This window comes from Faecalicatena sp., assembly GCF_058819085.1.
In genome coordinates this window covers 24,011-45,777 of sequence record NZ_JBZUUL010000038.1, presented here as the reverse complement: position 1 = coordinate 45,777, position 21,767 = coordinate 24,011, and the positions used below count along the sequence as shown (strand labels likewise).

The 21,767-nt window shown below is 46.8% G+C and carries 18 protein-coding genes; 3 read left to right on the top strand and 15 right to left on the bottom strand.

What is annotated here, in order from left to right; genetic code table 11:
* Positions 1-30: 30 nt before the first annotated feature.
* Positions 31-969, bottom strand: a complete 939-nt coding sequence (locus AC4OGX_RS17685) for a sensor histidine kinase (protein WP_493331988.1) — start codon at positions 967-969, stop codon at positions 31-33.
* Entirely contained in the window at positions 966-1,652 is a 687-nt protein-coding gene (locus AC4OGX_RS17680; RefSeq protein WP_493331987.1) for a response regulator transcription factor, read from the bottom strand. Before AC4OGX_RS17680 ends, AC4OGX_RS17685 begins: the two co-directional genes overlap by 4 nt.
* A gap of 256 nt (positions 1,653-1,908) precedes the next feature.
* On the opposite strand from AC4OGX_RS17680, the gene AC4OGX_RS17675 reads away from it, so the two are divergent.
* Positions 1,909-3,249 (top strand): MATE family efflux transporter, encoded by a 1,341-nt coding sequence (locus tag AC4OGX_RS17675; RefSeq protein ID WP_493331986.1) that lies wholly within the window; start codon positions 1,909-1,911, stop codon positions 3,247-3,249.
* A gap of 143 nt (positions 3,250-3,392) precedes the next feature.
* Here AC4OGX_RS17675 and ebgA read toward each other — a convergent pair whose 3' ends face one another.
* Together ebgA and AC4OGX_RS17665 are read right to left on the bottom strand one after the other, a co-directional pair.
* A complete protein-coding gene (gene ebgA, locus AC4OGX_RS17670) occupies positions 3,393-6,467 on the bottom strand; it encodes a beta-galactosidase subunit alpha (protein WP_493331985.1) in 3,075 nt (1,024 codons plus the stop codon).
* A gap of 50 nt (positions 6,468-6,517) precedes the next feature.
* Positions 6,518-7,981, bottom strand: a complete 1,464-nt coding sequence (locus tag AC4OGX_RS17665) for an amino acid permease (protein ID WP_493331984.1) — start codon at positions 7,979-7,981, stop codon at positions 6,518-6,520.
* A 390-nt stretch (positions 7,982-8,371) separates the two neighbouring features.
* Between AC4OGX_RS17665 and AC4OGX_RS17660 the strand changes: the two genes are divergently transcribed.
* Positions 8,372-9,241 carry an AraC family transcriptional regulator gene (locus tag AC4OGX_RS17660; protein WP_493331983.1) on the top strand — a complete coding sequence of 290 codons (870 nt, stop codon included), beginning with the start codon at positions 8,372-8,374 and terminating at the stop codon, positions 9,239-9,241.
* Between the two features lie 131 nt (positions 9,242-9,372).
* Here AC4OGX_RS17660 and AC4OGX_RS17655 read toward each other — a convergent pair whose 3' ends face one another.
* The 4 genes from AC4OGX_RS17655 to AC4OGX_RS17640 form a co-directional block, all read right to left on the bottom strand.
* Positions 9,373-10,218 carry a MerR family transcriptional regulator gene (locus AC4OGX_RS17655; RefSeq protein WP_493331982.1) on the bottom strand — a complete coding sequence of 282 codons (846 nt, stop codon included), beginning with the start codon at positions 10,216-10,218 and terminating at the stop codon, positions 9,373-9,375.
* Positions 10,219-10,356: 138 nt separating this feature from the next.
* Complete coding sequence (gene recQ, locus AC4OGX_RS17650) at positions 10,357-12,231, bottom strand: DNA helicase RecQ (protein ID WP_493331981.1); 1,875 nt, start codon at positions 12,229-12,231, stop codon at positions 10,357-10,359.
* A 13-nt stretch (positions 12,232-12,244) separates the two neighbouring features.
* Complete coding sequence (locus tag AC4OGX_RS17645) at positions 12,245-12,610, bottom strand: MGMT family protein (protein ID WP_493331980.1); 366 nt, start codon at positions 12,608-12,610, stop codon at positions 12,245-12,247.
* Positions 12,611-12,647: 37 nt separating this feature from the next.
* Complete coding sequence (locus AC4OGX_RS17640; protein WP_493331979.1) at positions 12,648-13,139, bottom strand: peptide deformylase; 492 nt, start codon at positions 13,137-13,139, stop codon at positions 12,648-12,650.
* Positions 13,140-13,295: 156 nt separating this feature from the next.
* On the opposite strand from AC4OGX_RS17640, the gene AC4OGX_RS17635 reads away from it, so the two are divergent.
* On the top strand, positions 13,296-14,669 hold the full coding sequence (locus AC4OGX_RS17635; protein WP_493331978.1) for an MATE family efflux transporter: 1,374 nt from the start codon (positions 13,296-13,298) through the stop codon (positions 14,667-14,669).
* A 436-nt stretch (positions 14,670-15,105) separates the two neighbouring features.
* Here the strand turns inward: AC4OGX_RS17635 and AC4OGX_RS17630 are convergent, their stop codons facing one another.
* From AC4OGX_RS17630 to AC4OGX_RS17600, 7 genes are all read right to left on the bottom strand, one after another.
* Entirely contained in the window at positions 15,106-15,948 is an 843-nt protein-coding gene (locus tag AC4OGX_RS17630) for a class II fructose-bisphosphate aldolase (RefSeq protein ID WP_493331977.1), read from the bottom strand.
* Between the two features lies 1 nt (position 15,949).
* Complete coding sequence (locus AC4OGX_RS17625; protein ID WP_493331976.1) at positions 15,950-16,918, bottom strand: N-acetylglucosamine kinase; 969 nt, start codon at positions 16,916-16,918, stop codon at positions 15,950-15,952.
* A gap of 10 nt (positions 16,919-16,928) precedes the next feature.
* Positions 16,929-17,759: a carbohydrate ABC transporter permease gene (locus AC4OGX_RS17620; RefSeq protein ID WP_493331975.1), complete on the bottom strand. Its 831-nt coding sequence runs from the start codon at positions 17,757-17,759 to the stop codon at positions 16,929-16,931.
* Between the two features lie 3 nt (positions 17,760-17,762).
* Positions 17,763-18,473 carry a carbohydrate ABC transporter permease gene (locus tag AC4OGX_RS17615; protein WP_493331974.1) on the bottom strand — a complete coding sequence of 237 codons (711 nt, stop codon included), beginning with the start codon at positions 18,471-18,473 and terminating at the stop codon, positions 17,763-17,765.
* A 247-nt stretch (positions 18,474-18,720) separates the two neighbouring features.
* Positions 18,721-19,452, bottom strand: a complete 732-nt coding sequence (locus tag AC4OGX_RS17610) for a GntR family transcriptional regulator (protein WP_493331973.1) — start codon at positions 19,450-19,452, stop codon at positions 18,721-18,723.
* A 118-nt stretch (positions 19,453-19,570) separates the two neighbouring features.
* Positions 19,571-20,749 carry an SIS domain-containing protein gene (locus AC4OGX_RS17605; protein ID WP_493331972.1) on the bottom strand — a complete coding sequence of 393 codons (1,179 nt, stop codon included), beginning with the start codon at positions 20,747-20,749 and terminating at the stop codon, positions 19,571-19,573.
* Position 20,750: 1 nt separating this feature from the next.
* Positions 20,751-21,755, bottom strand: coding sequence for an NAD(P)-dependent oxidoreductase (locus AC4OGX_RS17600; protein WP_493331971.1), 1,005 nt, complete (start codon positions 21,753-21,755; stop codon positions 20,751-20,753).
* Positions 21,756-21,767 lie beyond the last annotated feature (12 nt).

Here is a 21,767-nt window from a genome sequence, read left to right as displayed (position 1 = left end):
AAAAAGAAATTCTTACAAAACTGTCAGAAATCACTCCCGGCAGTTCTGTAAGAAAACAGAAAAGCTGCTCCCCTCCCCTTTTCGGGATGCCACATTCATATACCCTTTTTCCTTCTCCAAAATCAGTTTCGACAGATACAGCCCGATCCCCGAGCCCTCCAGATTCTCCACATCCGGGCTTCTGTAAAACCGCCGGAAGATCTCTGGCAGTTCCTCCGGTGCGATTCCTATGCCGGTATCCTGTATCCAGATTTCCGTATACATTTCCATGCGGTTCATCCCGATCGTGATCCTCCCGCCCCGGGGCGTATACTTGACCGCATTCTCCAGCAGATTCGCAAATACTTCTGTAGTCCACTTTGGATTGTGGAAAAGGCTGCAGTCCGGGAAATACTTTGTTTCAATCTCGATCTCCTTTGCCTGTGCTTTTTCATATATAAGGTTCACTGCATCCAGGATGGTCTTCCTGATCAAATTCGGTCCGGCCTCAAACTGAATCACGTTCTGCTCCAGCTTTACCATCCTAAAAAGAGAATTTAAGATCCAGTTCACCTTTTCCGACTGAATCCGCATCTTTTTCAGAAACTTCTTCTGCTCCTCGCGTGAAAGCTCTGTTCCATCTGAACCTTCCGATGTCAAAATTTCTTCATACATCATAATGTTGGCAAGAGGCGTTTTTAATTGATGGGACATATTTGAGATCAGGCTTTTCACCTGTTCCTTTTCCTGCTCTGCCTGGCTGATCTCAAACTGCAGCTTTTCCGAAAGACGTTTTGCCCGCCCGGCCAGAGCAGATATCTCTCCTTCCTCCAGATCCGTCAGGGTCACTGCTTTATCGTCCAGAAGCTCATCCAGCATCTGTGTGACTAAGCGGTACAATCGCCTCTTCTGCCTGTAGAAGATCCACGCGGCTGACGCACAGACTGCTGCCAGTACCAGCGCTGCCACTGTTGTTGCGATCCAGTTCATCTTTTCATCACTCCTGTTTCCTTCCAGAGGTATCCGAGTCCGTACACGGTCTTAATGTAAACCGGTTCTGCAGGATTCTCCTCTATCTTCTGCCGCAGTCTCCTGATGTTGACAGAAACTGTATTATCATCCACAAACCGCCCCTCATTGTCCCAGATCCGCTCCAGGATCTGTTCCTTGGACAATACCTGATTCTTATTTTCCATAAAATATAACAAAAGCTTATACTCGATCTTACTTAAAGAAATCTCTTTTCCATCCTGAAAGACCCGGCACTCCCTCTTATCCAGGCAGATGCCGTTGGAATTTAAAAATGTTTCCTCTTCCCCTCTGGATAAAAGCTTTTTCAGCCTTGCTTTTAGTACGGCGACAGAAAATGGCTTGGACATAAAATCATCGACTCCCAGTTCCAGCGCCTTGACCTCATCCAGCTCCGTATCTCTTGCCGTCAGCATCAGAATCGGAATCAGGCTTTGCTTTCTGATCTCCTGACTGAGATCAAAACCGCTGCCATCCGGCAGATTACAATCCAGGATCACGCCGTCAAACATTGTTTCGGACATTTTCTGCCTGGCGTGACAGATTGTTCCCGACGTCTCTATTGTGTAGCCTTCCGCCCCCAGTGAAAAGGACAGACCTTCCTGTAAATCCATATCATCTTCTATGATCAGTATCTTCTTCATTCTTCGATTCTCCGGTATTATTTCCTGTTTCTTATAGACTAGATCTCTTTTTCCAGTATACCCGATTGCCCCCTCGAAGTAAACCGGCGCCTCCGGGAACTCATCAGCCACGAGTCCCTGACAACAGTCAGTGAGGGATTTCATGAGCTTAAAGTTTATGGTATAATACTTATATTTGATACAGTCTTCTGTATCTTTTGAGGAAAAATCATACACAATATAGTATGTCTGTGAACTTCAGAAAGGTGTATTTCGAATGGATAAAGAATATTTGATCAATCAAAAACCTGTTAGAGCGCTCCTCGTTTTTGCATTCCCTATGATCATCGGGAACCTTTTTCAGCAATTTTATACGATGGCGGATTCTGTGGTCGTCGGCCAGTTTGTCGGTGAAAATGCACTGGCCGCAGTGGGGGCTTCTTACTCACTCACCAATGTATTTATCTCAGTCGCCATCGGCGGCGGGATCGGTGCTTCTGTTGTGACAAGTAGAGCCTTCGGTTCCCGTGAATATACGGCAATGAAACGTTCCGTTTATACGGCACTGATCTCCTTTTTGATACTCAGTGTCCTTTTAGGCGCTTTCGGTCTCTGGAAAGGCAGTGAGATCATGCAGCTTTTGAACACCCCTGCAAATGTACTGGAACAGGCAACCGAATACCTGGATATTTATTTTATCGGACTGCCGTTTTTATTTATGTATAATGTGCTCTCCGCCATGTTCAACGCTCTGGGAAAATCCCGGATCCCATTGTATTTGCTGATCTTTTCTTCTGTATTTAATATTTTGCTGGATGTCTACATGGTATACGCCTTAAAGCTCGGCGTAGCCGGGGTTGCATGGGCAACGCTCATTGCACAGGGGATCTCAGCGATTGCCTCCTTCCTCCTGTTTTTACGGGAGCTTTCCTCCTATCCTGTGGAGCATACTGCCCTCTTCGATGTCCGGGAATTAAAAGCAATAACGAAGATCGCCCTGCCATCCATCCTTCAGCAGTCTACGGTCTCCATCGGAATGATGTTAGTCCAGTCTGTGGTCAACAGCTTTGGTTCGGAAATGCTTGCCGGGTTCTCCGCTGCCATGCGCGTGGAAAGTCTCTGCATTGTGCCGATGGCTGCCATGGGAAATGCGATCTCTCCGTATACAGCACAAAATATCGGTGCCAGACAGTTTGAAAGAGTACGCCAGGGTTACCATGACGCGTACAAGATCGTTGCGGTCTTTGCTGTTTTGATCTGTCTTTCACTGGAACTTTTCCATCGTCCTATTGTTCTGATGTTCCTGGGCAGCGAAGGCTCGCAGCTTGCCGTAAATACAGGCATCAGCTACTTAAAATTCATGGGATGGTTCTTCGGATTGATCGGTTTGAAAATGATCACAGACGGGGTGCTCAGAGGTGCCGGAGATATGAAGATGTTTACAGTGGCAAATCTGGTAAACTTAGGTCTGCGCGTCTGTATCGCAGTCACGATGGCCCCACGGTTCGGGATTGCCATGGTCTGGTATGCTGTGCCTATGGGCTGGGCCGCCAATTATGTGATTTCCTTTCTGGAATACCGGACCGGCAAGTGGAAACGAGTCGCAGCAGAAGCTTAAGCCAGACTTTATTCTGCAGATTTTGCTGCGGGCTTACGGCGTAACTGTTCATGGTCGTAAACAGTTACTTTTTGGGGGAAATAAATTCCCCGGATATACAATCAGGAGAGGTGCAGCTTTACACCTCTCCTTTTTTCTTCCTCTTATTTTGCGAAACGGATCCTCTCATGTGCCACATGCTTATCGGCAATTTCTTTCTTATTAAATGGTGTGATCCGGAATGACAGCTTAAACGGTTCAAACTTTGCACGGTATTTATCCAGCTGCCACTGTCCGCAGGAATATGTTCCGAGTGCATTCTGCTTATAGTCGATATGAAGCACGATATAATCACGTTTTTTCAGATCACAAGTATGCTTTGCATCATCCAGATCCTTGTCTTCATACCAGGAAGCACTGAAATTGAAGCTGTTCTCTGTAGATGCCACGATTCCCATACCACGGTCGTTTGTCATAGATACCCATCTGCAGTCCATGTGGTTTCCGTTTTCCTGCGGAACGACATAATTGGTAAATAATCCGTCCACCGTGTTCTCATAGACGCCCATCATGCCTGCTTCTCTGGAATCTGCATAATTCTCTCCCGGTCCCATTCCAAAATAACGTACCTGATCCATGGTCTGGTCCAGATGCATGCTCACACCGATCCTCGGGAACATCTCCGGTGCCAGATCAACTCTGCCGGACGGTGTCCCTTCCACATTGATCAGGACATCGCCTGTCGGGCATACAACGTAAGAGTATCTGGTCTTAAAATGCCATGCACTGTTGGTCGTACTATTGATGGTATCTACCTGTACTTTCAGGAAATGATCTTCCTCCTGATACTGTACCTCTGTCACAACTTCATGCTCTAAATGCAGGAAATATACCTTTTTCAGCTGATCGATGATCTCCATATCATTACTGATCGGCGCCCTCCAAAGTGTCAGACGCGGCCCTTTGCTCATGACCTCCATTCCATCACGTACGACACTGATAATATTTCCGCGTACCAGGTCAAAATCAACATGGAAATTCGCACCTTCTGCACGAAGTGTGGTATGCTTCTTCGTCACTTTCAGACTTCCCTTTGGGATCACTTCGATTCCCTCTCTGCAGATCGGAAGCTGGAACTGTGCCGTCGCCAGCTCATGTCCTGCCGGAGCATATGCAGTGTGGTCTTTCAGCTGATAGGACAGGTTCAGATAATACTCTGCACCCGGTTTTGCCTCAATTGCTTTGAAATCATATGGCAGCCTTATCTCTTTTGCAGTTCTTGCAGGGATAGACGGCAGATCCATGCTTCCTCCCTGGATCATGACATCATCTTCCATGATACTGTAAACCACACGGAACTGGTTCAGGTCTGCAAAATCATAACGGCTCAGCAGACTGACGGTTCCCTGCTCAAGGTCTACCGCTGTCGTTGTCACAGGCTCTACCACTTTTTTATATTCATACAGCCCCGGTGACGGAGTACGGTCAGGCATCAGCATTCCATCGATGCAGAAATCCTTGTTGCTCGGGTCATCCCCAAAATCTCCGCCGTAACGGTAATATTTCTCCCCATCCTCTGTATAAGACTCGATCCCATGGTCGAACCACTCCCAGATAAAGCCTCCCTGCAGCTTGTCATGCGCGTAGAACAGATCCTGGTATTCCTTTAAATTTCCAGGTCCATTTCCCATAGCGTGGCAGTACTCGCAGAGGATATGCGGCTTCCTGGATGTTTCAATGATATCCTTCATAAGGAAGGGTTTCTCCGGGTTCTCCAGCCAGGTATACATGGTGGAATATACATCTGCTGACTCTACATCAAAGTCTCCCTCATAATGAACCAGTCTGGTGGAATCCATCTCATGTGCCACTTCTGTCATTTTGCGGAAGTTACATCCAAAGGCAGATTCATTTCCCAGAGACCACATGATGATGGACGGATGGTTCTTATCGCGCTCGATCATGCGTGTCATTCTGGAAACATATGCCGTCTCCCAGGTTGGATCATCTGTGATCCACTTGTAATCCCCTGTCAGTTCGAATCCATGACACTCCAGATCCGCCTCATCGATCAAATACATTCCATATTCATCACACAGGTCATACAGATAGTAGGAGTCCGGGTAATGACAGGTACGGATGGCATTTACATTAAACTGCTTCATCAGGATGATATCTTTTTCCATCTCCTCCCTTGCAACTACGCGGCCGTTTCTCGGATTGTAATCGTGGCGGTTCATTCCCTTAAACTTGATTGCAACACCGTTTACAAGGAAGGTCTCTCCGTTCAGACGGATATTTCTGAATCCCACGTTCTGAGGGATCACTTCGATGATCTGCCCGTCTTTTTCTACTGTCATGAGAAGCTTGTACAGATATGGGATCTCGGCACTCCAGTGATTCACATTTTCTATAGCTGTTTCTACGCAGACATTTCCATCCTCTGCCGTCCTCTTTTCCGTAAACACAGTCTTTCCCTGTGCATCAAATAACTCAAATGTCACCTGAACAGCCTCTTTTGTACGCAGCGACGCCTCAACCTTGAGAAGCCCGTTCACATATGCATCATCCAGGTCTGCTGTCACCTTAAAATCGTTGATTCCGTCTTTCGGCACACCGAGCAGCTCTACATCACGGAAAATACCGCTCTCCCACCACATATCCTGATCTTCCAGGTAGGTTCCGTCTGACCACTGGTACACACGGACGGTCACATCATTCTCTTCTCCGACATTTACAAGATCCGTAATATCGAATTCAGATTCATTTCTGGCAGCCTTACTGTAACCAGCCTCTCGTCCGTTTACCCAGAGATGATATGCAGAATCCACGCCGCAGAATCTTAAGATGATCTGTTTTCCCCGAAAGCTCTCTTCTATAAAGAAGGTGCGTTTATAGATTCCTGTGGGGTTCTCTGTCGGCACATACGGCGGGTTGATCGGGAAATTATACCACAGGTCAGAATAATGCATCTTGCCGTAGCCCTGCACCTGCCAGTTTCCGGGAACCGTGATATCATCCATTTCGGCAGTATCAAAGTCACTTGCAAAGAATCCCTCCGGACTGTATTCCGGTGCGTCTAGGAACATGAACTTCCAGACTCCGTTCAGGTTCTTAAATGCATGTGTGTATTTGTTATCATTGAAAAGAGCCTTCTCCCTGGTCGGGAATGTTAAAAAGTGTGCTCTTGCAGGCATTCTGTTGATGCCGTCTATTTGATGATTCTCCCAGATTTTCATAATGAAACCTCCAATAAATTTATTTTCTATTATTTTAAGATTTATGTTCGCTATTTCGCAGCCTTCTGCTTTTTCTCATACCGGTTCCAGCAGATCCATGCCAGACCTACGAAGACAACGATACCAACTACATTATAGGCAAGTGTACCAATTGGGTTCGCAGCTCCTGCCGGAAGTGTTCCTGCGATTGCCTGTTTGAGCAGTGTTGGTTCCGGGAAGGTTGACATAAAGAATACGAAAGCAAATACTGCCATCAGGAAAATCCCCGCTGCGATACCGAATCCTCTGTTTCCGAACTTAAAGTCACGCTTCATATCATCCTTCTTCCAGCGCAGTCCGATATATGCCGCGATCAGGAATAGAACAGGAAGCAGTGATGTTGCGGCTGTCATGTTGATCAGCATTTCCAGGAAGCTGTCCATGTTGCCGATTCCAAGTGCAGGGATCACTAACAGGATCGTTACAACGATTCCCTGAACAAATAATGCGTTTGTTGGGTTTCCTTCTTCATTCGTCTTAACAAGCCATTTTCCGAAAACACCTTCCGGGATCTCGGAGAAAAATACTTTTACAGGTGCTGCTGTCCAAAGTGCCAGTGAACCCAGGTTTCCGAGGAATAAGATCACTCCGACCAGACGGACGATCACGCCATTTGGAATCCCGAATTTTCCGGCAAGGATCTTAAAGATATCGAAGATCCCGTTTGAGAAGTTGCCTGCGAGTACTTCGCTCGGAACGACTAATCCGACTGCAACGGCTCCTAATACATACATCACGCCAACGACTGCTGTAGAAAGGATCATGATCTTAACAAAGGTCTTATTTCCACCCTTAACGTCTTTGATGTAAACACCGATACTCTCTCCGCCGCCGACAGCCTGGAGTACCCATGCCATGGTCATGAAGAAGGTCCAGTTAAACTTCGGTGTCACGGACTGCATTGTAAATTCCTGTGCCGGAGCTTCCCCGAATCCGAAGATCACGACGAATGCCAGGATAACAAAAATTACGCCCATCAGAAGTCTGGCACTACCTGCAAATCCTGTTACTTTTGAAATCCAGCTGACACCTTTGATGCATACATAGGTTGCAAGCCAGAAAAGTACGACCGAAATCAGTGCAATGATTCTTGTTCCGTTATCTCCTACAAATACGTTCCTTCCTACAAATGCATAGGAACCGTAGATCAAGGTCTGCGGAAGCAGGGAACAAAAGTAGAACAGGTTTACAAAAAAGTAGGTCCAGGCACCGAGGAATGCCCATTTAGGACCCAATACACATTCCAGCCAGCTGTGCACTCCTGATTCTTTTCCTGAGTTCGCGGATGCGAATTCAGCGATCATCAGTATGAACGGAAGAAAATAAAATACAGAACCAAAAATATATGCCGGGATCGTCGCGAGACCAATCTGAATGCTGTTGTTGATGATGCTCGGAAATGCGAAAACAGCAGAGAAGGTCATCATCATCAGGGCGGCTGCCCCCAGTCTTTCTCTTGAATTTGATTTTTCCATGAGAGTTTCTCCTTATCCTTTATCACTTATCGTTTTATGGTTTACGGTTGAAGCATCTGCGCATCTGCTTTATGATCCTTATTCTATCACTCTGATTTTCGTGTTTCTATCAGATATGTTGAAGTATTTTATACTTATGTTGACACTTTTAAGTTTTCTTTTCTTCACAATCATCTGTCGGTTTTTTCCGTTTCTTCTATTTAAATGCGTTTTTATCACATTTATTTGACAGAAAAATAACAATTTATATCTATAATCAAATTTTTTATGTTTCCGTATTTTAAATTTATGTTGATGGATTATACTTATGTTGACTCACTTGTTTTTACTTCTTGAAGTATCTGACCCCAGGAAGTATAATTTTCATATTACAGGAGAGGAGCAGGATCTATGGGAAAGATATTTAAAGACGATGTCAGTGTCCTGGTCAATGAGGATCCGATCGGCAACGAATTTCACCTCTGTGAATGCGGCTACGAAGAATGCCGTCCGACCAAACCATATGAATTTATCCCGATCGACTATTGGGTCATCCATTACTGCATCGCAGGAGAAGGTTTTTTCCAGATATTAGATAAACAGAACCATATCCACCCCGGGGATATTTTCATGATCCCCCCACACACAAGGAACAAGTATTATCCCGATTCCAAGAATCCCTGGAGTTACCGCTGGATCGGGCTGCGCGGAACGAATGTCAAAAAGATACTCGCCAAATGCGGGCTGTCACCGGAGCATTATGTCATCCATCACAACGTGGACCCCCACCTGGAGTCTTTATTCGAGAAGGTCTACGACCATTTCCAGAAAGATCATGAACTGCTGGCCCTTGGAAGCGCTTACCACCTGTTAGATTATCTCAGTAATAATGTACGCAACGCACAGCTGGATCATCTGACACCAGGAGAACAATATTTCCATGCTGTATTGAATTACATCCACAAGAATTATTTTAACAATATCACCATATCTGATATCGCCTCCGCCAATAATATTGACCGGACCTATGTGTTCAAACTTTTCCAGAAGTATATGGAGATGAGTCCGAGTCAGTATGTGCAGCATTACCGCCTGGATAAGGCCTGTGTCCTGCTGCGGAAGAGTTCTATGAGTATAACAGATATCGGATATGCTGTGGGATTCCAGCACTCTCCATACTTCACCAAATTATTTACCCAGTATATGGGAGTGACACCCTCTGAATATCGGAAGGAATTCATGCAGTTTGGAGGCGATGAGCAGGCGTTTGCGCCGCAGTAAACAAAAAGAACTGTTGTAAAAAAAACTACATCCCGGTTTTTGAGCATATCATTTGCCGGGGTGTAGTTTTTTCTAATTTTTATCGTATCTATTTAGAACCATGAACAGTTACTTCTTATCTTCGTTTCTTCCTATGAATAGAATGCCCGGATCGCTTCTCCTACATATTTTGCAGCCCCATCTCCGTAAGCAGTATCATAAGACTGGATCATCTCAGGGTTTGTCTCATATAATTCTGCCAGATCCAGCATCAGTTTGCTCACATCATCCAGCTGATATAACTGCTTCGAAACAAAATCCAGCTCTCCTATAATCTGTTTCACCTCAAAACTGTGAACGTCTTTTCCTTTCGCTTCTGCCAGCTTTTTATAGAGTGCTTCACTCCTCTTCTGGTAAGAATGGAAGATTTCCTCTGGTACGTTACTTTTCACAGAATCCATTACATCCTCTTTGCTGCCGTACCACTCCACCATTTTCTGATAGCTGTCCTGAGCCTTTTTTGAACCTGCTTTCTGCAAATATTCCTCTTTAAAAGACTCCAGACTTCCATATTGTTCCTTAAAAATATCCTTCTGCTTATCGCTCATTTTCTGCAGCATGAGATCACACATTTCCTCGATATCTGTTTGACTAAATACTTCGAAATTCATAGAATTCTCTCCTTTCAGAATGTCATCGATCGTATCGATCAGCCTGTCCAGTCTGTCTCTTTTGAGTTCCAACAGACGCTTCTGGCTGGTCAGGGTCCTCTCCTGATCAAATTCGGGATCATCCATGATCGCTTTGATTTCCCGAAGCGGGATATCAAATTCGCGGAAGAACAGTATCTGCTGCAGGGTTTCCAGGGCTTTATCGTCATAAAGCCGGTATCCCGCCTCGCTGCATTTTGTCGGTTTCAGGAGATCGATCTCATCATAATAATGGAGCGTGCGCACGCTGATCCCTGTTAGTTCTGATACTTCCTTTACTGTTCTCATTCTGGGTTCCCTCCTTTGATAAGGATACGATACACCCTGACGTTCCGTGAGGGTCAAGTACTTTCTTCAAAAAATTTTTGAGCCAAAACAGTGATTCTCAAATCCGCTTCGCCGTTTCCTTGACAAGGTGAAACTTCTTTAGAAAGATGAAACTTCCTGCTGAATTTTATTCTCTTCCATATATTCCCGGATCATGCCCATGAACTCTTCTCCGTATTTTTCATACTTATTGGTTCCCACACCATTGATCTCCAGCATGGCGCTTTTAGTCACAGGCAGATAGGTACTCATTTCCTTTAGTGTCTTGTCGGAGAAAATGATATACGGGGGCACATGATTTTCCTGGGCCATCTCGTATCTTCTCCTGCGCAGACGCTCGAACAGCTGTGGATACTTCACGTCCACTACCTTCTGTTTCTTCTCCTTCTTTGCCTCTTTGACAGCTGATCTTTCTACCTCTTTTGGCAGTTTCAGGATCACTGGTTCACCGTTTTCTTCACTGAGGAGGTTCCTCCCCTGTTCCGTCATTTTCAGGATCGGGTACTCATTGGTCGTCAGGAATAAATATCCTTTCACGAGCAGGTCATTTAATATCTGCCGGATGCGGACGACCGTCACCTTTTTCAATGCTCCGTAAAAAGGATTCTGATCCAGTCTGAACTGCCGGACCTTTGCATTCTCCGAACCATGGACTGCATCGATCACTGCATTAATCCCGTAGCGCTCCCCGCTCGTCTTAACCAGGCTGATGATGTTGAATGCTTCGCTGGTCACGTCGATATCTTCGAATTCCTTTAAGCAGTTTTCACAATTCCCGCAGTAATTTCCTCCGTACTCCCCAAAATACCGCAGGATATACTCCCTCAGGCACTCATTCGTATAGCAGTAGAACGTCATTTTCCTGAGACGTTCGTTATCCCTTTCCCGGATCAGCTCCCGCTCTTCGTAATCCAGTTCTTCATTCTCGGTCTGTTTGCTGATCAGAAATTCGTTGATCTTCACATCCTGCCCCGAATACAGCAGGATGCACTCTGAGGGCTCACCGTCACGCCCTGCACGTCCTGCTTCCTGATAATAGCTTTCGATATCCTTTGGCATATTATAATGGATCACAAACCGAACATTTGACTTATCGATGCCCATTCCAAATGCATTTGTCGCCACCATGACCGGCCTGACATCATAGATGAAGTCCTCCTGATTCTGTTTCCGCGCCGAATCTGAGAGACCGGCATGATATTTCGCTGCCGGATATCCCTCCTTTATCAGTGTTTCATAGACCTCCTCTACATTTTTCCGGGTATTGCAGTAAATGATCCCGCTTTTATTTCCGTTTTTCTCCAGATAACCAAGAAGTTCCGTCATTTTATTCTTGGGCTTTTTTACTGCGTAGTATAAATTTTTCCGGTCAAAACCTGTCACTACTATGGTCGGATCCTGCAAGCCCAGTATACAGACGATATCTTCTTTTACGGCTTTCGTCGCTGTTGCCGTATATGCTGCAATGACCGGTCTTTTGGGTAATGCATTGATAAAATCCACGATTTTCAGATAGCTGGGACGGAAGTCCTGCCCCCACTGGGAAATGCAGTGTGCCTCGTCCACTGCCACCATAGAGATGTCAACGCAGCTGACCAGTGATAGAAAGGACTCTGTCATCAGCCGCTCCGGTGCCACATAGATCATCTTATACTGACCATTCCTGGCATTCTCCATCGCCTTACGATACTGGGATTCTGTCAGAGAACTATTGATATATGCGGCATGAACTCCCACCTGATTCAGTGCTGTCACCTGATCCTTCATCAGGGAGATCAAGGGGGATATGATCAGGGAGATCCCCTCAAATAATAATGCCGGGACTTGATAGCAGATCGACTTCCCGGCTCCTGTCGGCAGAATCCCCAGGACGTCCCTGCCGGCAAGCGTACTGTCCACCAGTGCCTCCTGCCCGTCCCGAAAGGAATCATAACCAAATATTTCTTTTAGTACTTTATGTTTATCTTTTACCATTCTTTCCTCTTTCTTATATCTCTCTTCTTAAAAATTCTTCCCGCAGATACAGCGCATCCTCCATCGTATTTTTCCATCCATATTTTTTCAGGTCTATCCTCCAGCCGTCCTCGCTCCACGAAACCTGAACGCCTTCGTGTTCCAGCATCTGCTTCTGGAGATCCGGCACGGCAAATGCCGCTGCACCGCTTAAGATTCCTTTCGCATTCACGACCCGGTGTGCAGGGGCATCCTCCCCCGCAAGTCCGCGGTTCAGGGCATATCCCACCTGCCTTGCATTCTTCGGCTTTCCGCACAGCATAGCGATCTGTCCGTATGTGGCGGCCTTTCCTTTGGGAATCTGCTGACAGACGAGGGCAGCTCTTTTATAAAAATCCATATTTGTCCGCCTTTCTCATCACAACAATAAAGATCTGCTACTGCTTCAATGCACCTTTTATAAACAGAGACTTTTCATCCTTAGCCCTCATCACAGCAAGTATTCCGTCCAAATGGTCATACTCGTGCTGTAACAGCTCTGACAGGTCCCCCTCCAGCTTCATCTCACAGTCATTCCATTGTTCATCTTTATATCGGATGATACAGCGCCTGTACCGTTCCACTTTGACCAGAAGTCCCGGGAACGACATGCAGTCATCCATCACATCCACTTTTTCATCATCCGGAAACGACAAGACCGAATTGATGAACACCACAGGGTTGTCTATGTACATGTACAGAATCCTCTTTTGAATCCCGATCTGAGGTGCCGCAACTGCCCGGCCTGCATGATATTTTTCCCGGAAATCCATCAGGGTATCATGAAGATCCCGGATTGTCTGATCCAGGCTCTCCAATTCCTCTCTCTGAACCTCTTTACTTGGCTCATACAGCTTCTCATTTCCTAATAGTAAGATCTCTTTTACCATAATCTGTAACCTCTCTGTTTTTTACCGCAACCAAATTTCCCATATCTTTTAGTATATAACAATGACTGCGAAACTGCAATCGCCGGCAAAAATGTGTTATAATGAAAATATCTATCTAAACTTATCAAAAAGGAAGCGATTGATTTGCCCAAAACTATGACTCAGGATGAAAAATTCAAGATGATGACGGAGATGCCGATCCCCCATCTGATCGGCAGGCTTGCGGTCCCCACGATCATCAGCATGCTGATCACCTCTTTCTATAATATGGCCGACACCTTCTTCGTCGGAAGGATCGGCACCAGTGCGACCGCCGCGGTTGGAGTAGCATTTCCGCTCATGGCTGTAATTCAGGCTCTGGGCTTTTTCTGCGGGCACGGCTCCGGCAACTCTATTTCCAGAAAGCTGGGCTCCAAGGAAATGGATACCGCCGAACAGCTGGCGGCCACCGGATTCTTTATGGCTATATTTCTTGGGCTGATCGTCATGGCACTGGGACTGGTTTTTCTCAAACCGCTCTGCCTGATCCTCGGTTCGACCGACACGATCCTCCCCTATACGAAACAATACCTCGGCATCATCCTGCTGGGTGCGCCCTACATGACTGCCCAGCTTGTTCTGAATAATCAGATCCGGTTTCAGGGAAATGCTGTTTATTCTATGATCGGAATTACTGCAGGGGCTGTTTTAAATATTGCACTGGATCCGCTTTTTATCTTTGTGTTTCATATGGGCATCGCAGGCGCTGCTCTTGCAACGATTTTCAGTCAGTTCGTCAGCTTTGTCTTACTTTTGGCCGGAATCCGGATCTCCAAATGTATCCCCATCCGCTTCCGCAACATCCGTCTGAACAAAGACCGCCTTTCAGAGCTTGTCGGCGGCGGGCTCCCCTCCTTATTCAGGCAGGGGCTGGGAAGTGTGGCAACCATGACCTTGAATCTTGCGGCTAATCCTTACGGAGATGCGGCCATCGCGGCCATGTCTATTGTCAGCAGGATCACCATGTTTGCCGGATCTGCACTGATCGGTTTTGGTCAGGGCTTTCAGCCTGTCTGCGGTTTTAATTACGGGGCGAAAAAATTCGGACGTGTGAGAGAAGCGCTTTGGTTCTGCGTGAAGGTATCCACTGTGGTCTTATTTTTCCTCGCCGTCACGGGCGCACTGCTCTCGGGCAGTCTGGTTGGGATCTTCCGGGATGACCCGGAGGTCATAAGGATCGGAACGACTGCACTGAGGTTCCAGTGCCTGAGTTTTACATTGAATGGATGGATCATCATGAATAATATGATGATGCAGACGATGGGAAAGACGGGATATGCATCCCTGCTCGCATCCGCCAGGCAGGGGCTCTTCTTTATTCCTGCACTGCTGATCCTCCCGGGGCTGTTCGGACTTCTGGGGATCCAGATGGCACAGGCAGTGGCAGACGGCCTGACCTTTGTTGTTACGACGGTGATCTATGTACTTGTCATGAAGACGATGCGGCAGGAAGAGACCGAATATCTACAAAAAAAAGAAATCCAGCGGTAATCCCCTTCCTCCGCCGGATTTCTTTTTTAACACTATGCACTTACTCCTCCGACCGTAACTCTCGGCATCCACAGGAATTTAGACATTCCAAAGGTAATGGTATCCTTGTATTTCAGGCTGCCGGCTGGCAGATATACGTCTCCCATTTCGCTTGAAACCTTTTTGTAACCCTTCTCCTCCAGCTTCTCTCCCTTATTAGCAAACCTTGCTAATACCTCTATATAGGAGCCGCCTCACGTATTGCACACTTCTGGGTACACAACAATGTCTTTCAAGTCCTTTTCATTCATATAGTCTTTCAGTTTATCCTCTAAAATCACTTTCATTTTTAAGTCCTCCTTTACTTTGATCTGGTCTTATTATAACCAGATCAAAGTAAAGATTCTGTGATAAAGTCACAATAGACAGAATACTCTGAAAACGGCGTGCAAAGGGGTCAGACCCCTTTGCAGACTCTCATCTTTTCCATCACCAGCCGGGTCACTGCTTCCCGTCCTGCTGCCCCCAGTTTTTTAGGGTCGATCGTCTCCGGATGGCTTTTTAGCACTTCCTTGATGCCATCGGTAAAAGCAGCACGCAGTTCGGTCGCAAAGTTCACCTTGCAGATTCCTCTCTTGATGCTCTCCCGGACAGCCTCATCGGGCACACCGGAGGCTCCGTGAAGTACAAGCGGCACGTCTACAGCTTTTTGAATCTCTTCCAGTCTTTTCAGGTCCAGTCTCGGCTCTCCTTTGTAGAAACCATGTGCGGTTCCGATGGCAACTGCCAATGAAGAGATCCCGGTTCTTTCCACGAATTCCTTTGCTTCCAGCGGATCGGTATATGCATCCGTTTCCCCGCCGTCCAGATCATCTTCCTTTCCGCCCACTTTTCCCAGCTCTGCCTCCACCGGTACTCCTACGCTGCTGCACATTTCCACCACTTTTTTCGTAATCCCGATATTCTCCTGAAACGGTTTTTGTGAGCCATCGATCATGATCGAGGTATACCCTGCATGCAGAGCCTGGACAGCAAGTGCGTAGTCCGAGCCATGATCCAGATGCAGAGCGGCGCAAATTCCCGTCTCTTCTACTGCACGCGCTGCATTTGCATAGAAGTATTCCGGGGATGCATATCTTACTGTAGAAGGAGTCGTCTGCATGATCACAGGAACATCAAGTGCTTTGGCAGCCGCAGCCACCGCCTGCACCATCTCCATATTTTCTACGTTAAAGGCTCCCACTGCATAATGCCCTTCCCGGGCCTTTAACAAAATTTCTTTCGTTGTCACTAACGGCATATCATTTCCTCTTTTCACTCATCCAATTTTCAATCACTCTGTGGATCTTCGTTCCCGCCACGCTATTTACTGCCATCAGCGCAGCACCCTCGACCGGGGAGAACATCGGAGACAATAGATATCCGTTCTGTTCCTCCACAGCTCTCTTAAGGAACGGCAGTACAAACTCCTCTGCATGAAACAGCCCTCCCGAATAGGATACCGGAACCCTTTCCCTGTCCCACAGCTTCTTTAAGATGCTTCCGGCCATACTGCCCAGCTCTTCTGCTGCCTCCTGATAAAGTCTCCGGGCCGGGACATCTCCCTGTCTCGCTGCCCGAAGCAGCAGCCTCTGCATGGAAGCCACCTTACTGCGTTCCCCGATATACTCTTGGTCCATCCTCCCGATAAAATCCATTTCCCCATCCAGAGAAAACTCCTCTTTTATAATGTCATACAACGGACCTCTTCTCACACGTCCGTCCGCCTGCTTGGAGAACAGCTCCATGGTCCTGCGCCCCAGCCAGTAACAGGAGCCTTCATCACCGAAGAAGGTGGACCATCCGCCGCTCCTTGCACAAAGGCCCGCTTCGTTTTTACCAAAAGCGATACTGCCTGTTCCTGCCACCACATTGACTCCCGGCTGAAGTCCCAGGGAGCCTGCCCAGCCGACCTCCACATCGTTTGTGATATGGATGGGGCGATCCATAAATATCTCCTTGACAGCCCTGCTCACGAGCCCGTCCTCTACTTTCAGCTCGCCAAAGCAGGGAAGTCCCACCACGATCGAAGACAGCCGGTCCTCTTTTAATCCCGCCTTCTTAAGACACGCTGACGCACCCTCTTTCAAAAGCGCAGCCGTCTTCTCAATTCCGATCTCTTTATAGGAACAGCCGCCTGTCTTTTCCTCTGCCAGACATTCCCCGTTTTCGTCTATCAACAGATATGCGGTCTTCGTACCTCCGCCATCGATTCCCAAAAAATATTTCATAAGCTTCCACCTATCCCTTAACACCGCCGACAGTCAGGCCCTCTACGAAGTTCTTCTGGGCGAGACTGAAGATGATCACGATCGGTATGATCATCATTGCCGATGCCGCCATGATCAGGTCGGTCTGTGTACCGCGGTCACTAAAGAATGCACCGATACCTACAGTCAGTGTAAATAATTCCCGTTTACTTACAGAGATCAACGGCCACAGATAAGAATTGTAGCTTGCCATAAACAGGTAGATGAACAATGCCGACAGCATTGATTTTGACATCGGCAGTGCGATCGTAAAGAAGCGCTTGAAGTGTCCGCACCCGTCCATCTCAGCAGCCTCCAGATAATCATCTGCCAGATCCAGGAAGAACTGTCTCATCAGGAAGATACCGAATATATTTACAAAATACGGAACCGTCAGCACAAAATAACTGTTTGTCAGCTTCATGCCTGCCATCAGCTTGTAAAGCGGGATCATAAGTGTATCATAGGGCACCATCATAAATGCCAGGATACACATAAAGATAAAATTTCTTCCCCTAAAACGGTACTTCGCAAATGTATATCCAATGATGGCACTGCTCAAAACTCCCATCACTGTATTGAGGATACTGGTTCCAATGCTGTTGGCGTAATAGCGGATAAAAGGAATACTGTCCAGCACCCGTTTAAAGTTGGTCGTGACCCACTCATGAGGATACATGGTCGGCGGCATCTGTAAAAGCTCAGACTGTCCCTTAAAGGCCGATACCAGCATCCAGTATAATGGCAGGATCATGAAGAATGCGCCGATAAATATGACGATCACTCCAATATAAAAACCGATTGAATGTTTCTTTTTCTTCATCGCTTATGCCTCCTGTCCTTTGTAATGCCTGGTCTTCACTTTCCGTTCCTTCGTAATGAACCACTGGATCAGACTGAAGAACAGAATGATCAGCATCAGAATCATAGACATCGCAGATGCATAGCCAATATCACTATTCTTGATACCCTTGTTCATAATATGGAGCAGAAGCACCATCGTACTCGTTCCCGGTGTACCATCTGTCAAAATCTTGACAGGTGTGAAGAACATGAAAGCTACTGTTGTTGTCATAACACAGACAAACAGGATATTATTCTTGATCAGAGGCAGCGTGATCTTAAAAAACTTTGCAAGCGCCCCTGCGCCGTCTACCTCTGCCGCTTCATAATAACTCTTGTCGATCCCCCGGATCGCTGCCAGTATGATAACCGCATAATAGCCAAATACCGCCCAGATCTGCACGATACACAGACAGATCAGTGCCTGCCCCGCAGAGCTTAAAAATGGCTGTGCCTTCATCCCCAGTGCCTCCAGGATCGCATTGAACAGACCATAGTTCTTGCTGTACAGCCAGTCCCATACAAGGCTGATCGCTACTGCTGAGATGACCGATGGCAGAAAATATACAAACGTAAATGCCTGCCTCATCTTATTTCCAAGTGAATTCAGGCCTGCGGCCAGTAAAATAGAGAGAACGACTGTAGCCGGAACAATGATGACTGCGGCCATAACTGTATTTTTTAAAGATATCAAAAATGTTGGATCCTTGGTAAAAGCCTTTATGTACTGGTCAAACCCGACGAACTTAAACGTTGGATAAGCCATATGAGCATTGGTAAAGCTATACATAATGACTGATATAAAGGGTATGACGAAAAATATTAAAAACCATAAAAAGGTAGGTACTAATACACAAAACAGAAAGATGTTACGACCCCGGTTCCGTTTTGAGCCTTTTCTTTTTCCCATAAATGCCTCCTTTTCAGGCCTTTATTCCGTTTTATTTCAATTCAACCGTATAATGGAATACCTCTCCGTTCACGATGCTCTGGCAGTATTCGATGATGTCCGCTCCGCTGTAGGTCACGCGTGTCAGGTTGATCGCCGCATCATTGACCCGCAGGCCCATGTCTTTTGCATCCTCCCTGGAAAGATTCACAGCCGAGAAGGTCTCCACAGCCTTCTCCGGGAATACATGGAAGATACGAAGTGTCTTATACAGCCCATTATTGGCAACCATCTCACCGGTCAGATCCGGCACGAATTTGACCGGTATATATGACTGCTCGATCGTATATGCTTTATCATCCATATATCGGATCCGCTTGATCCAAAATACTTTTTCATCTGCCTCTAACTGCAGTGCTTCCCTGATGGAAGCCTCCGGAATAATTTCCTGAAATATTATTAATTTTGCTGTTTCTTTGATACCCAGCTCTGTCAGCTCCTCGCTAAAGGAATAAAACTTGTGCAGCTTCTGGCCGATAGAACGGTTCAACACAAAGGTTCCCCTGCCGCGTTTTTTTACAAGGTAATTCTCTTTCTGCAGTTCGTCGATCGCTTTGCGGACCGTGATATTACTGACCTCAAACATTTTAGCGATCTCTGCCTCAGAAGGGAGCCTGCTCCCCTCCGGCCATTCATTTGCTAAGATTTTTCTTCTGATTTCCTCTTTCAGCTGATAGTAAAGCGCAACAGGTATATCTTTTCTAATTACGTTCCCGTTTGACATAACCATTTCTTCCTTTTCTAAGTATATTTATATACTATTATACCATCATAATTTTAGATGTAAATTGCTGCCAGCCCTGTAAAACAAAGCACGGGAATCTATAGTTACCATTTCATTTCTATATATCGTAGATCACAATCCCCTGTACGACCCTGTTGACATCTCCCTTCGGACACGGATTATCTGTCGTAAATCCTTTTTCCAAAGACTTCTTCATTGAAAGCAGCTGTGAAAAAACAAGAGAGAACATATATGCACCCATTTCCGAATCCCTTGGAAGCTTTGCAGGAATCTGGTAAACTACCTCATAATCTTCCCCGGTGATCTCTCCCTTTGTCTCCTCTGGCTTTACAGTAACGACCAGATTATGCTGCTTCTCGCGGATCAGCTCATTAGCCAGGTCTGTATCATATTTTCTGCTGTACTCCTGGTTTGAGATAAAGTGAACCGTAAGCGTCTCATCATTGATCACCGTCTTTGGACCATGACGGAAGCCTGTCGGCGCGTCATATCCTGCATGTACATAGCCGTCAGACAACTCCATGGACTTGATGGACGCTTCTCTGCTGAGGCCCTTTAATGCCCCGGTACCAAGCCAGATGATCCTGCGGTAATCGTTCTGAGCGATCTGTCCTGCCATATCCGCCAGACTGTCGATCTGTTCCTCCATTGCTTTTGCCATTGCTTTTACATATCCTGTGTAGGTCTCCATCTCTTTATAATGGAACAGACACCAGGTCGCAATGCTCATACAGCTGACACTGCTCGTCATGGCAAATCCCTTGTCACATGTCTCTGGCGGCAGGTCTAACACAAGGGAATCCTCCATCTCATATCCGCATTTTGCAAGGCTGCTCTCCTTATCGCAGACGATCACGATATTGTAAAGCTTTTTCACTCTCTTTTTGGCAAAACGGACTGCCGCGATACTCTCCGGGCTCTCTCCTGAACGTGCATAAGAGATCAGCAGGGTAGGCACATCAAACAAGGTCGCATCCGGCGCACTGATGATATCCGTTGTATGCACATTTTCTGTACGGATCCCCAGCTCCGAAGCCAGCATATACAAAAATGTTTCACCGACAAATGCGGAGGAGCCGGCACCTGTTGTCACGATCCGAAGCTCCTTTTCGGCCAGCACCTTGTCCATAAATGCTGTGATCTCTTCTTTCCTTTCCAACAGCTCATCTGCCAGTGTATTCCACACCTCCGGCTGCTGCGCGATCTCAGTCACCGTATGAATGCAGCTGTGCTCCTCATAATATGTAATTGGTTTTCCAAATAATTCCGTGTTCATTTTAATCTCCATTCCACTGCGGGTGCTTCCCCGTCAGTTCAGTTCCTGTTGTTTCTTGATTCAGCAGCTTGATCATGTGGTATGCGGACTGCATTGCCACGTTATGGATCTCCCTGTCTGCCAGACCGCCCATATGAGGGGTCAGGACTACATTATTAAGTTTAAACAGCTCGCTTTCGTACAGCGGCTCCTCTTCAAATACATCCAGTGCCGCTCCTGCGATGCGGTGCTCCCTAAGAGCCTCCAAAAGCGCCTGGGTGTCAATGATCCCGCCTCTTGCGGCATTGACGATCACGGCATTTTGTTTCATGGATGCGATCGTATCCGCGTTGATGATATGATACGTCTCAGGTGCCAGCGGACAGGCCGGCACGAGAATGTCCGCTTCTCTAAACAAAGTCTCTCTGTCTACATAAGTCACACCGTACTTTTCGGCCAGCTTTGGTCTCTCACTGGTGCTGCTTACAAGCACCTTCATATCAAAGCCTGCCGCCCGCTTTGCCACGGCCTGTCCGATGGCACCGAAGCTGATGATCCCCAGGGTCTTTCTTGACACTGCGTATCCCCTGGCTACACCGTCACACCATTTTCCTACGCGGATATTGCGGTCTCCTTCCGGGATCCGCCTCATCACCGCGAGGATCAGGCCCCAGATCAGGTCTGCCACTGCATCAAAATTCTGCCTTGGCACATTACAGATCGTAATGCCCCTCTTCTCAAACGCTCCGATATCCAGATGGTCTGCCCCGGCACAGTTCAGCGAAATTGCCAGAAGCCCTTCTGCATGTTCTGCAAATGCCTCACCTAAGGGGATATCTGCCCCCATTAAGATGCCGGCCGGCTTTTCTGTCAGGCTGTCCCAATATTCAATCAGATCCTTCTGCGTGTACCCTGTCCGATCCTTCTCTTCAAGCAGGATCGGTTCCAATCCTGCCTCCCGAAGAGCTTCGAATGCCTCTTCTTCCTGTTCGAAGGAAAAGGAGATGATCAATACTTTCTTATTCATAAGCAGATCTCC

Excerpts from the sequence above, each read along its gene's own strand:
- AC4OGX_RS17685 (WP_493331988.1), bottom strand. The coding sequence starts at position 969 with ATGAACTGGATCGCAACAACAGTGGCAGCGCTGGTACTGGCAGCAGTC.
- AC4OGX_RS17680 (WP_493331987.1), bottom strand. The coding sequence starts at position 1,652 with ATGAAGAAGATACTGATCATAGAAGATGATATGGATTTACAGGAAGGT.
- AC4OGX_RS17675 (WP_493331986.1), top strand. The coding sequence starts at position 1,909 with ATGGATAAAGAATATTTGATCAATCAAAAACCTGTTAGAGCGCTCCTC.
- ebgA (WP_493331985.1), bottom strand. The coding sequence starts at position 6,467 with ATGAAAATCTGGGAGAATCATCAAATAGACGGCATCAACAGAATGCCT.
- AC4OGX_RS17665 (WP_493331984.1), bottom strand. The coding sequence starts at position 7,981 with ATGGAAAAATCAAATTCAAGAGAAAGACTGGGGGCAGCCGCCCTGATG.
- AC4OGX_RS17660 (WP_493331983.1), top strand. The coding sequence starts at position 8,372 with ATGGGAAAGATATTTAAAGACGATGTCAGTGTCCTGGTCAATGAGGAT.
- AC4OGX_RS17655 (WP_493331982.1), bottom strand. The coding sequence starts at position 10,218 with ATGAGAACAGTAAAGGAAGTATCAGAACTAACAGGGATCAGCGTGCGC.
- recQ (WP_493331981.1), bottom strand. The coding sequence starts at position 12,231 with ATGGTAAAAGATAAACATAAAGTACTAAAAGAAATATTTGGTTATGAT.
- AC4OGX_RS17645 (WP_493331980.1), bottom strand. The coding sequence starts at position 12,610 with ATGGATTTTTATAAAAGAGCTGCCCTCGTCTGTCAGCAGATTCCCAAA.
- AC4OGX_RS17640 (WP_493331979.1), bottom strand. The coding sequence starts at position 13,139 with ATGGTAAAAGAGATCTTACTATTAGGAAATGAGAAGCTGTATGAGCCA.
- AC4OGX_RS17635 (WP_493331978.1), top strand. The coding sequence starts at position 13,296 with ATGACTCAGGATGAAAAATTCAAGATGATGACGGAGATGCCGATCCCC.
- AC4OGX_RS17630 (WP_493331977.1), bottom strand. The coding sequence starts at position 15,948 with ATGCCGTTAGTGACAACGAAAGAAATTTTGTTAAAGGCCCGGGAAGGG.
- AC4OGX_RS17625 (WP_493331976.1), bottom strand. The coding sequence starts at position 16,918 with ATGAAATATTTTTTGGGAATCGATGGCGGAGGTACGAAGACCGCATAT.
- AC4OGX_RS17620 (WP_493331975.1), bottom strand. The coding sequence starts at position 17,759 with ATGAAGAAAAAGAAACATTCAATCGGTTTTTATATTGGAGTGATCGTC.
- AC4OGX_RS17610 (WP_493331973.1), bottom strand. The coding sequence starts at position 19,452 with ATGTCAAACGGGAACGTAATTAGAAAAGATATACCTGTTGCGCTTTAC.
- AC4OGX_RS17605 (WP_493331972.1), bottom strand. The coding sequence starts at position 20,749 with ATGAACACGGAATTATTTGGAAAACCAATTACATATTATGAGGAGCAC.
- AC4OGX_RS17600 (WP_493331971.1), bottom strand. The coding sequence starts at position 21,755 with ATGAATAAGAAAGTATTGATCATCTCCTTTTCCTTCGAACAGGAAGAA.